11 protein-coding genes and 1 tRNA gene are annotated in these 10,917 nt (G+C 60.1%); 11 read left to right on the top strand and 1 reads right to left on the bottom strand.

Features of this window, described 5'->3' with window-relative positions; genetic code table 11:
- Nucleotides 1-322: 322 nt before the first annotated feature.
- The 9 genes from I2D41_RS09005 (at nucleotide 323) to proC (ending at nucleotide 8,511) form a co-directional block, all read left to right on the top strand.
- Nucleotides 323-1,384 carry a glycoside hydrolase family 5 protein gene (locus tag I2D41_RS09005; protein ID WP_099432625.1) on the top strand — a complete coding sequence of 354 codons (1,062 nt, stop codon included), beginning with the start codon at nucleotides 323-325 and terminating at the stop codon, nucleotides 1,382-1,384.
- Nucleotides 1,385-1,390: 6 nt separating this feature from the next.
- A complete protein-coding gene (gene rsmI, locus I2D41_RS09000; RefSeq protein ID WP_195364294.1) occupies nucleotides 1,391-2,269 on the top strand; it encodes a 16S rRNA (cytidine(1402)-2'-O)-methyltransferase in 879 nt (292 codons plus the stop codon).
- Nucleotides 2,270-2,338: 69 nt separating this feature from the next.
- Nucleotides 2,339-3,940 (top strand): methionine--tRNA ligase, encoded by a 1,602-nt coding sequence (metG, locus tag I2D41_RS08995; RefSeq protein WP_195364293.1) that lies wholly within the window; start codon nucleotides 2,339-2,341, stop codon nucleotides 3,938-3,940.
- A gap of 107 nt (nucleotides 3,941-4,047) precedes the next feature.
- Nucleotides 4,048-4,908, top strand: a complete 861-nt coding sequence (rsmA, locus tag I2D41_RS08990; RefSeq protein ID WP_195364292.1) for a 16S rRNA (adenine(1518)-N(6)/adenine(1519)-N(6))-dimethyltransferase RsmA — start codon at nucleotides 4,048-4,050, stop codon at nucleotides 4,906-4,908.
- Nucleotides 4,898-5,815: a TatD family hydrolase gene (locus tag I2D41_RS08985; RefSeq protein WP_195364291.1), complete on the top strand. Its 918-nt coding sequence runs from the start codon at nucleotides 4,898-4,900 to the stop codon at nucleotides 5,813-5,815. Before rsmA ends, I2D41_RS08985 begins: the two co-directional genes overlap by 11 nt.
- Nucleotides 5,816-5,858: 43 nt before the next feature.
- Nucleotides 5,859-5,945, top strand: a tRNA-Leu gene (locus I2D41_RS08980).
- 306 nt (nucleotides 5,946-6,251) lie between these two features.
- Entirely contained in the window at nucleotides 6,252-7,190 is a 939-nt protein-coding gene (locus I2D41_RS08975; protein WP_195364290.1) for an SPFH domain-containing protein, read from the top strand.
- A gap of 6 nt (nucleotides 7,191-7,196) precedes the next feature.
- Entirely contained in the window at nucleotides 7,197-7,667 is a 471-nt protein-coding gene (gene rlmH, locus I2D41_RS08970) for a 23S rRNA (pseudouridine(1915)-N(3))-methyltransferase RlmH (RefSeq protein WP_195364289.1), read from the top strand.
- 73 nt (nucleotides 7,668-7,740) lie between these two features.
- Complete coding sequence (gene proC, locus I2D41_RS08965; protein ID WP_195364288.1) at nucleotides 7,741-8,511, top strand: pyrroline-5-carboxylate reductase; 771 nt, start codon at nucleotides 7,741-7,743, stop codon at nucleotides 8,509-8,511.
- A gap of 155 nt (nucleotides 8,512-8,666) precedes the next feature.
- Here proC and I2D41_RS08960 read toward each other — a convergent pair whose 3' ends face one another.
- The gene (locus I2D41_RS08960; protein ID WP_006235069.1) at nucleotides 8,667-8,840 is read right to left on the bottom strand and encodes a DUF6724 family protein; all 174 of its coding nucleotides are present in this window, start codon (nucleotides 8,838-8,840) and stop codon (nucleotides 8,667-8,669) included.
- Between the two features lie 111 nt (nucleotides 8,841-8,951).
- Between I2D41_RS08960 and serS the strand changes: the two genes are divergently transcribed.
- Together serS and I2D41_RS08950 are read left to right on the top strand one after the other, a co-directional pair.
- The gene (serS, locus tag I2D41_RS08955) at nucleotides 8,952-10,235 is read left to right on the top strand and encodes a serine--tRNA ligase (protein ID WP_195364287.1); all 1,284 of its coding nucleotides are present in this window, start codon (nucleotides 8,952-8,954) and stop codon (nucleotides 10,233-10,235) included.
- A 173-nt stretch (nucleotides 10,236-10,408) separates the two neighbouring features.
- Nucleotides 10,409-10,786: a hypothetical protein gene (locus I2D41_RS08950; RefSeq protein WP_022094533.1), complete on the top strand. Its 378-nt coding sequence runs from the start codon at nucleotides 10,409-10,411 to the stop codon at nucleotides 10,784-10,786.
- Nucleotides 10,787-10,917: the final 131 nt, after the last annotated feature.

The raw sequence follows: 10,917 nt of genomic DNA, 5'->3' as shown, positions 1-10,917 counted from the left end.
CCTTCCCCGCCACCTTGAATTGACTAGGACCTCTGCAAAGGGGTCCTTTTCTTTTTGTAGCGCCCGCGGGTTATGTGGACCCGCGGAAAATGCATCCCATTATTGAACGAAAGAATGGGATGCGCTTTCCGGCGCCTGCCCTCGGCGTGTATGCGCACTCGGTACGTCATCTTGGCCCCGCTCGCCCCAGACATTCCTCCCGCTTTTGCGCCACTTTACAGACCGTTCGGTCGTCTGTCCGCACGCGCGGGTATACTCAAAACGATACTTTTCCTATGCAATACGATGCAGGCTCGGCCTGCACGATCCGAAGGGGGCAGTGATGGAGAGGATACTCGGCGTTAATCTCTCTGGCTGGTTTATTCCCGAGCCTTGGGTTACCCCGTCGCTATACGCGGCGACCGGTGCATCCAACGCGGCCGAGCTGCAGGAGGCCATGGGCACCGCCGCCTATAACGAGCGCATGCGCCGTCATTACGAGACGTTTGTGAGCGAGGATGATTTCCGTCGCATGGCGCAGATCGGCCTCAACGCCGTGCGCCTGCCGGTGCCTTGGTATGCCTTTGGCTCACAGGAGTCCGATGCCTCCTACATCTCGGTTGTCGATTACATCGACCGCGCGATTGAGTGGGCTGCCAAGTACAACATTCGCGTGCTGCTTGACCTGGCGACTGTGCCCGGTGGCCAGGGCGATTCCAACGATTCGCCCGCCACGCCGGAGGCTGTTGCCGAGTGGCATTCGTCCACCAACGGCCGCCATGTCGCACTCGACGTGCTCGAGCGCTTGGCCGAGCGTTACGGCGAGGCCGAGAGCCTGCTGGGCATTGAGCTGCTGGATACGCCGCAGATGAGTGTCCGCAAGAGTCTTTTTGCCATGACGGATGGCATTCCGGCTCACTACCTGCGCAATTTCTATCGCGATGCCTACGAGCTCGTCCGTTCGTATATGCCCGAGGATAAGATCGTCGTCTTTTCGTCTTCGGGGCATCCCAGCGAGTGGAAGCATTTTATGCGCGGCGCCAAGTACAAGAACGTCTACATGGACCTTCACCTGTACCATTACCGCGACGAGTATGCGCTCGATATCACGAGCCCCCGCGGGCTGACGACGGCGATTTCGCGTAACAAGCGCGAGCTTAAAGAGGCGATTTCAACTGGGTTCCCCGTGCTGGTGGGCGAATGGTCGGGCGCGGCGATCTTTGCCAACTCGTCGGTTACGCCCGAGGGCCGCAATGCCTACGAGCGCGTGTTTATCGCCAACCAGCTGGCTTCGTTTGCGCCGGCTGCCGGTTGGTTCTTCCAAACGTGGAAGACCGAGAAGCGCATTGCAGCATGGGACGCCCGCGCGGCGCTCGGTACGCTCGAGCGCGGCATGATTGAATAGGTTGATATGACGCAAAACAGCGCCCATACGGGCAAACTCTATGTGGTCGGCACGCCCATCGGCAACCTGGGCGACCTGTCCCCGCGCGTTGGCGAGGCCTTTGCCGCTGCCGATGTCATCTGCTGCGAAGACACGCGTGTGACGTCAAAGCTGCTGATGCACCTGGGCATTTCCAAGCCGCTTGTCCGTTGCGACGAGAATGTGATCGCCAGCCGCGCCGCCGGCCTGGTCGACCGTCTGCTGGCGGGGGAGACCCTCGCCTTTGCCTCGGACGCCGGCATGCCGAGCGTGTCCGATCCCGGCCAGGCGCTGGTCGAGGCGGCGCGTGAGGCCGATGTGCCCGTCGAAGTTATTCCCGGGCCCTCTGCTTGCGTCACGGCGCTCGTTTCGTCCGGCATTCCCTGCGAGCATTTTTTCTTCGAGGGCTTTTTGGGTCGAAAGCACGGCGACCGCGTGCGCCGTTTGCAGCGCCTTGCCGTGGTGCCCGGCGCGCTCATCTTCTACGAGTCTCCACATCGCATCGTGGCGACGCTCGAGGCCGTGGCGGAGGTCTTTCCCCAACGTGAGGTTGCCGTCTGCCGCGAACTCACCAAGCTGCACGAGGAGGTCTTGCGCGGGCCCGCTGCCCAGCTTGCCGAGGAGCTGCGTGCTCGCGGCGAGGTAAAGGGCGAGATTGCGCTGGTCATCGCGCCGCCGAGCGAGGGTGAGGAGGCCGGTATCGTGCCGGTTGGCGCCGCGGCAGCGGATCCCGACGAGGCCCTGCGCGAGGATATCCGCGCCGCGCTCGAGGAGGGGGAGCCCGCGTCTGCGGTGGCCAAGCGCCTGTCTCAGAAGTATTCGCGCCGCAAGCGCGATGTCTATGCCATGGTGCTCGATATGCAATAGATGGAGGATATCCAGCCCTTGCGCTAGAATCATCCTCTGTATGCAACGTTTTACTGGAGGACAAACCCCATGGATCAAAGCAAGCCTTCGTTCTTTATCACGACGCCCATCTACTACGTCAACGCCGATCCGCACCTGGGCACGGCTTATTCCACCATCATCGCCGACGTTCAGGCTCGCTATCGCCGTTCCGCTGGCTATAACGTCAAGTTCCTGACCGGCATGGACGAGCATGGCGAGAAGGTCGCCGAGGCCGCAGCCAAGCACAACATGACGCCGCAGGAGTGGACCGATAGCCAGGCTCCGCACTTCAAGGAGCTTTGGAGCAAGCTCGAGATTTCCAATGATGACTTCATCCGCACCACCGAGCCGCGCCAGCATCATGCCGTGCAGTACCTGTGGGAGCGCATGAAGGAGTCCGGCTACCTGTATAAGGGCAGCTACGACGGCTGGTATTGCGTGCCTGACGAGACCTACTTTACCGATACACAGGTCCAGAAGGGCGACGAAGAGTACGGCAGCGTCGGCCAGCACTTGTGCCCCGACTGCCACCGTCCGCTTGAGCGCGTGCAGGAGGAGTCCTACTTCTTTAAGCTTTCCGCCTTCCAGGACAAGCTGCTCAAGCTCTATGACGAGCACCCCGACTTTGTCGAGCCTGCGTTCCGCATGAACGAGGTGCGCAGCTTTGTCGAGGGCGGCCTTAACGACCTTTCCGTGAGCCGCACGAGCTTTGACTGGGGCATTCAGGTCCCGTTTGACGAGGGTCACGTTACCTATGTGTGGTTCGACGCGCTGCTCAACTATATGACGGCCGTCGGCTACGGTGTCGACACCGACGAGGCGCGTGCCGAGCTGGCCTATCGCTGGCCCGCGCAGTTCCACATCGTGGGCAAGGACATCATCCGCTTCCACTGCGTCATTTGGCCCGCCATGCTCATGGCCATCGGCGAGGCCCTGCCCGAGCACGTCTTTGCCCACGGCTTCCTGACCGTGCGCAATGCCGAGACCGGCAAGGCCGAGAAGATGTCCAAGAGCCGCGGCAACGCCATCGCTCCGCAGGACGTTATCGACATGCTGGGCGTCGAGGGCTATCGCTATTACTTTATGACCGACGTGGTGCCCGGCACCGACGGCGCCATCAGCTTCGATCGCATGGAGCAGGTCTACAACGCCGACCTGGCCAACAGCTGGGGCAACCTCATCTCGCGTTCGCTCAACATGAGCGGCAAGTACTTTGACGGCTGCGCGCCCGCCAAGCCCGCGTCGTTCGATGCGTTCGACAACCTGCTGGCAAAGATTGCCGATGGTCTGGTCGATCGCTACATGGCCAAGATGGACGTGCTCGATTACGGTGGAGCTAAGGACGAGGTCATGGAGCTCATCCATGCTGCCAACCACTACATCGAGGACTCCGAGCCCTGGGCGCTTGCCAAGGACGAGGCCAAGGCTGACGAGCTGGCGTTTGTGATCTACAACCTGCTCGAGGCCATCCGCATTGCCGCTCACCTGCTGATGCCGCTCATGCCCCAGACCTCTGCCGAGGCCCTGCGCCGCCTGTCCTGCGAGGACGAGGCCGCGAGCGACGACCTCAAGGGCATTTGCGCTTGGGGCCTGCTTGCCGGTGGTCAGCCCGTCGAGAAGGGCGAGCCGCTGTTCCCGCGTCTGGGCTAAGCCGCTGCGCGCCATATCGGCAATTTGCTGTTTAGATGTAAGGGCATGGCCGCAACGGTCCATGCCCTTTTGCTTTACGATGCAGCCACCATGTTAAGGAGGCAACCATGACAACTTCGCCTTTGGCAAACCCCACGGCAACTAGGGAGCTGCTAGAGGAGTTTGGCCTTGCGACCAAGCATCGCCTGGGCCAAAACTTCCTGATCGACAACCATGTGATCGAGCGTATCTGTGAGCTCGCTGAGCTTGCGGGCGATGAGCGCGTGCTCGAGGTCGGCCCGGGTTGCGGCACGCTGACGTTGGCCCTGCTGCAGGAGGCGGCGTGCGTTACGTCGATTGAGGCCGATCCCGAGCTTGAGCCGGTGCTTGACGCCCACGCCGCCGACTATGCCAACTTCCGCTTTATCATGGGCGATGCGCTCAAGGTGACGCCGGAGCAGATTGAGCATGCCGCCGGTGGTGAACCCACGGTGTTTGTCGCGAATCTGCCCTATAACGTGGCGGCGACGATCATCCTTCAGTTTTTCCAGACGATGCCCGCGCTTATGCGCGCTGTCGTTATGGTGCAAAAGGAAGTTGCAGATCGTATTGGCGCAACGCCGGGCAACAAGACCTATGGCGGCTACACGGCAAAACTCGGCCTGTATGCGCAGGTGACGGGGCGCTTTGAGGTGCCGCCGCGCTGCTTTATGCCGGCGCCGCATGTGGATTCTGCCGTGGTGCGCATCGATCGCGTTGACGGTATGGTACCCGAGGGCATCGACCGCGAGTTTGTGGCCCGCGTGATCGACGCCGCGTTTGCTCAGCGTCGCAAGACGATTCGCAACTCTATGAGCGCCAACGGCTTTGCCAAGGACGCGCTCGACGCCGCCTTTGAGGCCTGCGGTATCGCACCTACCACGCGCGCCGAGACGCTCGACGTCGCCGCCTTTGTCCGCTTGGCTCAGGAGCTTTCCCATGACGCCTAATGTCGAACGCGTGACGTTTACCAAAAAGAAGAAAACGGTGGCCTGCCCGGTGCCGCTGGCGCCGCTTGCCGATACGCATGCGCACCTGCTCTCTTTTTGGAGCAAGGAAGTGCCCGAGACGCTTGCGCGCGCCAAGGAAGCGGGCATTGACTTGTTGGTGACGGTCTTCGACCCCATTGCCGATAAGCGCAGCGTGGCGGACTATAGCGACTGGCTGACGCACGAGATTCTGCCGATGCAGGATATTCCACAGATCAAGTATCTTGCCGGCGTGCATCCGTATGGCGCACCGGACTATACCGATGATATCCATGCCCAGATTGTGACTGCGCTCGATGATCCCTTATGCGCCGGTATTGGCGAGATCGGTCTGGACTACCACATGGACTATGACGACGATATCGCGCCGGCGCCCCACGACGTGCAGATCGACTGTATGGCGCGCCAACTCGAGGTCGCCGTACGCCGCAATGTGCCGGTAGAGCTGCATCTGCGTCATGAGGACGCGGACGAGGAGCGCACCTCGCATGTGGACGCCTACAACGTGTTGCGCGAGGTGGGCGTGCCTCAGGCCGGTTGCGTGCTGCACTGCTTTGGCGAGGATCGAGCCACGATGGAGCGCTTTGTGGATTTGGGTTGTTACATCGCCTATGGCGGCGCGGCTACCTTTAAGCGCAACGGCGACGTGCGCGAGGCATTCGCGGCAACCCCGCTCGACCGTATTCTGTTCGAGACGGATTGTCCCTATATGGCGCCGGAGCCCATTCGCGGTCTCGAGTGCGAGCCTGCAATGATTTCCATCACAGCAAACACGCTGGTCAATGACCGCGTCGATCGTACCGGCGAGGATGCTGAAGCAGTTGCTCGAGCCGCCTGGGAAAATGCCTGCAAACTTTTTCAAAAATAGTTCTTGCGTTCGCGGTGGCGCTCCGTTATTCTAATTCCTGCACGCGGGCGTGGCGGAATTGGCAGACGCGTACGGTTCAGGTCCGTATGGGGGCAACCCCATGAAGGTTCAAGTCCTTTCGCCCGCACCATTAAATGAAAGAGCTCCCAGCAATGGGAGCTTTTTTGTTATGGGCCCATCGCGGGGACTTGAACCTGCGAAGGAGCGAGCGTAAAGAAAACGCGGAGCGTTTTTAGCGAGCTGGCGAGGGCGCCGGCAGGCGGCCGAAGCCGGTGCGGATCCGCGAAGCGGATGCGCGGACGTCCTTTCGCCCGCACCATTGATTGAAAGAGCTCCCAGCAATGGGAGCTTTTTTGTTATGGGCCTCCTGTTGGTGTCACGTGGCTGCTTCGTGCGGGTATCCTAGTGCCAACGTGTGCCTATCAGAGGAGAGACCATGCTGTTGTCCGGAATCATTGCCGCCCTTACGAGTCTTCTGCTTCCCATCATCATTTTGTTGTTGCTGCTCCCCAACGCCTGTTATGTCGTTGAGCAGCAGCATGCTGTGATCATTGAGCGCCTGGGCAAGTTCAACCGCATCGTCAACGCGGGCTTCCACATGAAGGTGCCCGTGATCGACCGCAAAGCCGCCACGGTGAGTCTGCGCACCATGAAAAACGGTTTTGGCATCGACGTTAAGACCCAAGACAACGTGACTATCGGCCTTGAGGTCTCTGCTCAGTACCACGTGAGCTATGACATGGGCGCCGGCCCGGCAGATTCGGGCATCTACAAGAGCTACTACATGCTGCAGGAGCCCGTCGACCAAATGCGTGACTTCATCACCGATGCCCTGCGCTCTTCCATCCCCGTCTACACGCTCGATGAGGTCTTTGCCAAAAAAGACGATATCGCCAAGGACGTCAACGCCACCGTGTCCGAGCAGATGGCCGCCTACGGCTTCACCCTCGTGTCGACACTTATCACCAAGATCGCGCTGCCGACCGAGGTCGAGAACTCCATGAACGACATCAACGCCGCCCAGCGAAAGCGCGCCGCTGCGCAGGAGCTCGCCGAGGCTGATCGCATCAAGCGCGTCACCGAGGCGACCGCCGAGGCCGAGGCGATGGAAAAGGCGGGCGAGGGCATCGCCAACCAGCGCAAGGCCATTGCGCTGGGCATCAAAGATTCGCTCGAGATCATCCAGGAGACGGGCGTCGGCAACGATGAGGCCAACCAGCTGTTCATGTTTACGCAGTGGTCCGAGATGATGACGGAGTTCGCTCGCACGGGCAAAACCTCGACGGTCGTGCTGCCGAGCGATTTCTCGCAGTCGGCCTCGATGTTCGAGCAGATGCTGACCGCTGGCAAAGTTCAAAGCGAGTCGAAGGAGTAGGCGCGCGTGAAATATACCGTTGTTTGCGTTGGCAAGCTTAAAGAGCGCTTTTGGAAGGACGCGTGCGCCGAATACACCAAACGCCTAGGCGCCTATGCCAAGGTAGATATGCGCGAGGTTGCCGATATCGATCCGGCCAAGGCGGGCGGTGTGGATGCCACGCGCAACAAAGAAGGCGCGGCGATTCTTGCTGCCCTGCCACCGCGGGCACATGTGATTCTGCTGGCCATTGAGGGCAAGGAGCGTTCGAGCGAGGAGCTCTCGACCCGTCTCGATGAGCTCATGCTGCGAGGTAACAGCGACATCGCTTTTGTAATCGGCGGATCGGACGGCGTGAGCGATGCCGTGCGCGCCCGCGCCGACGAGATGCTCAGCTTTGGACGTATTACCTTGCCGCACAACCTTGCGCGCGTGGTGCTGCTGGAACAGATCTACCGCGCCTGCAAGATTAGCCGTGGCGAGCCGTATCACAAGTAGGTCGGCAACACGAAACAATGGCGTGGGACAATGACTTTCGTTTTGAGGAACGCATCTGAGAGGACTGTGTGATATGAAGATCGGATTTGTCGGTTTTGGCAATATGGCGAGCGCTATGGCCGATGGCTGGATTGCCGCCGGCGTGGCCGCGGGCGACATGTGCGCCTGCGCAGGCCGCTACGATGCTCTGGTTGAGCGTTGCGAGGCGCGGGGCATGGCTGCCTGCCACGATGCGGCGGAGGTTGTTGCCGCGTCCGATATCGTGGTTGCGGCGGTCAAGCCGTACATGATCGAGAAGGTATTCGCCCCGCTCAAGGATGCTCTTGCCAAAAAGGTCGTTCTGTCGGTTGCCTGGACCTGGGATAGTGCCAAGTGGGAACAGGTCCTGCCAGGTGTCGCTCATATCTCGACGGTGCCCAACACGCCGGTTTCGGTGGACGAGGGCGTTATCGCCTGCGAGAAGGCTTCCACGCTTAGCGATGAGCAGCGTGCCACGGTGCTCGGTCTGCTCGGAAAGCTTGGCACGGTGGTCGAGCTCGATTCGAGCCTGCTGTTTGTGGGCGGTACCGTGGGCGGTTGCGCCCCGGCGTTTGTCGCCATGGCGATCGAGGCTCTGGGCGATGCGGCCGTCAAACACGGTATTCCGCGCGCCGATGCCTATCGCATTGTGAGCCAGATGGTGCTGGGTACGGCAAAGCTGCAGCTTGCAACCGGCCAGCATCCCGCAGCGATGAAGGATGCCGTGTGCTCGCCCGGCGGTGCTACCATCAAGGGCGTCGTTGCGCTCGAGGACGCCGGCATGCGCAGCGCCCTAGTCAAGGCCATCGACGCTACTCTCCAGTAAACTGACCAATAAGGGACAGATTAATTTTGCAGGGTTTTCCTGCGGTTTTGTACCTTGAGCAAAAAGCGCCCCGCAACTGGCTCAATTCCAGTTGCGGGGCGCTTGCGTTTGCCAAGATAAAACCGACCAAAATAAACCTGTCTCTTTTTGGCAGGTTAGTCCCAGAAGCTGTCTTCCTCATCCTCGGATTTGGGGCCGCGGTCGACATACATCTTATGGGTGCGCTTCTCCATCACAAAGGCAAGAATCGCAAATAGCAGGATGCCGCCGGCGAAAAGGATGGCGAAACCGGTGCGGGTGCCAAACAAAAAGGAAAAAACTGCGTCCATTGGGTGCCTTCTTGCGTAGTTGAGTTGGGTCGTAAACGCTCATAAGTATATACTTGCCCATACATGTACAAGGTTGCAACCTAAATGGAATGTATATCGCCGGAGGATCTAATGCTTGATATCAAGTTTGTTCGCGAGAACCCCGATGCCATCGATACCGCCATGGCAAATCGCCAGACGTCTTGGGATCGCGAGAAGTTCTTTGAGCTCGACGACGAGCGCCGTGCCGTCATCACCGAGGTCGAGGAGCTCCAGGCCACGCGTAACGCCGAGTCCAAGAAGATTGGCGCCCTGATGAAGGAGGGCAAGAAGGACGAGGCCGAGGCCGCCAAGGAGGCCGTGCGCTCCGTCAACGAGAAGATCGACGGTCTGGCCGAGCGCCGTACCGCTCTTGAGCAGGAGCAGTACGACTTCATGTCTCACCTGCCCAACATTCCGTGCGAGGCTACCCCGTACGGTAAGGACGAGGACGAGAACATCGAGCGTCGCCGCTGGGGCACCCCGCGCGAGTTCGACTTCGACTTTAAGCCGCACTGGGATCTGGGCACCGATCTGGACATCCTCGACTTCGAGCGTGGCAACAAGCTCTCCGGCAGCCGCTTCACCGTTCTCGGTGGCGCCGGCGCCCGCCTGGAGCGCGCCCTTATCAACTTCTTCCTGGACACGCACACGAGCCGTGGCTTCAAGGAGTGGTGGCCGCCCATCGTCGTCAAGCGTCAGACCATGTTCGGTACGGGCCAGCTGCCCAAGTTCGAGGACGACGCCTATCACGTCTCGGGCGACAACTTCCTAATTCCTACCGCCGAGGTCGTACTGACTAACTTGCATGCCGGTGAGGTTCTGGACGCCGACACTCTGCCTCGCCGCTACACTGCCTTCACCCCCTGCTTCCGCGAGGAGGCCGGTTCCGCTGGTCGCGACACCCGCGGCATCATTCGCCAGCACGAGTTCGACAAAGTCGAGATGGTCAAGTTTGCCAAGCCGGAGGAGTCCGACGAGGAGCTCGAAAGCATGACCGCCGAGGCCGAGTACCTGCTGCAGCAGCTGGGCCTGCCGTATCGCGTGATTAGCCTGTGTACCGGCGACCTGGGCTTCTCTGCCCGTCAGACCTACGACATCGAGGTCTGGCTGCCGAGCTACAACGCTTACAAGGAGATCAGCTCCTGCTCCAACTGTGGCGACTTCCAGGCCCGTCGTGCCAACATCAAGTATCGCGATCCCGAGAACTTCAAGGGTTCGCGATACCTGCACACCCTTAACGGTTCCGGTCTGCCGGCTGGTCGTACCATGGCTGCCATTCTGGAGAACTACCAGAACGCCGACGGCACCATCACGATCCCCGAGGTTCTGCGCCCCTACATGGGCGGCCTCGAGAAGATCGAGCCGGTCGCGTAAGTTGGCTGCATAGGGGATATGCAAGGGCGCTCCTTCGGGGGCGCCCTATTTCGTGCGCAGGTCCATACCATGCCGTGCGGACAGCTCAATAGAAAACACACGAACAGCTGTTCTGTATACAGCCATCTACCTGCTATGCTTTTGCTAAATAAGAGCGAGAGAAAGGGGACGCGATGGAGCTGTTTGATGATCGGGTGGTTTTGTTTGAGAGCGACGAGGGTGGGGAGTACCTGCTTGTAACGTGTGAGCCGTCTGGCATGGGTGGCCTGGTGGTTCGACAGACGAGTGAGGGTCCGTTGACACAATGGTGTTTTGAGGAGTCGCCGCATGTGGTCGAGACCTTTGTGACGCACGTGGGGCTTGTGGCGCTGGAGCACTTCTATGGAGTTGGGACTTCCAACCAGGTCGCGCGCATGCTGAGCATCTCGTTTGCCGATTATGATTGTGCCCAGCGGGTGAGATCGCTCCTGAGGGAACTTGATGCCAAGTTTGACGTGATCGAAAAGCCAATCGATCGTACGGGGAACGGCGGTATATGCGGAGCAGCATGACAAAACTGCGTTTCACAAAAAAGTTTGAGATTGAGCTTGACTCCAATAAGCTAAAGTGGTTTTATATGTCTTGCGCTGCGGCGTTACCTCAGCTGGATAGAGGGTCTGACTACGAATCAGAACGTCATAGG

It is taken from the genome of Collinsella aerofaciens (genome assembly GCF_015552075.1).
In the GTDB taxonomy this organism is placed as follows: domain Bacteria; phylum Actinomycetota; class Coriobacteriia; order Coriobacteriales; family Coriobacteriaceae; genus Collinsella; species Collinsella aerofaciens_Y.
Note: the sequence above shows the minus strand (reverse complement) of the source record. Positions and strands in the feature narration are given on the sequence as shown.

What these genes read in the sequence shown, in the direction of transcription:
- I2D41_RS09005 (WP_099432625.1), top strand. Translation starts at nt 323, where the DNA reads ATGGAGAGGATACTCGGCGTTAATCTCTCTGGCTGGTTTATTCCCGAG.
- rsmI (WP_195364294.1), top strand. Translation starts at nt 1,391, where the DNA reads ATGACGCAAAACAGCGCCCATACGGGCAAACTCTATGTGGTCGGCACG.
- metG (WP_195364293.1), top strand. Translation starts at nt 2,339, where the DNA reads ATGGATCAAAGCAAGCCTTCGTTCTTTATCACGACGCCCATCTACTAC.
- rsmA (WP_195364292.1), top strand. Translation starts at nt 4,048, where the DNA reads ATGACAACTTCGCCTTTGGCAAACCCCACGGCAACTAGGGAGCTGCTA.
- I2D41_RS08985 (WP_195364291.1), top strand. Translation starts at nt 4,898, where the DNA reads ATGACGCCTAATGTCGAACGCGTGACGTTTACCAAAAAGAAGAAAACG.
- I2D41_RS08975 (WP_195364290.1), top strand. Translation starts at nt 6,252, where the DNA reads ATGCTGTTGTCCGGAATCATTGCCGCCCTTACGAGTCTTCTGCTTCCC.
- proC (WP_195364288.1), top strand. Translation starts at nt 7,741, where the DNA reads ATGAAGATCGGATTTGTCGGTTTTGGCAATATGGCGAGCGCTATGGCC.
- I2D41_RS08960 (WP_006235069.1), bottom strand. Translation starts at nt 8,840, where the DNA reads ATGGACGCAGTTTTTTCCTTTTTGTTTGGCACCCGCACCGGTTTCGCC.
- serS (WP_195364287.1), top strand. Translation starts at nt 8,952, where the DNA reads ATGCTTGATATCAAGTTTGTTCGCGAGAACCCCGATGCCATCGATACC.
- I2D41_RS08950 (WP_022094533.1), top strand. Translation starts at nt 10,409, where the DNA reads ATGGAGCTGTTTGATGATCGGGTGGTTTTGTTTGAGAGCGACGAGGGT.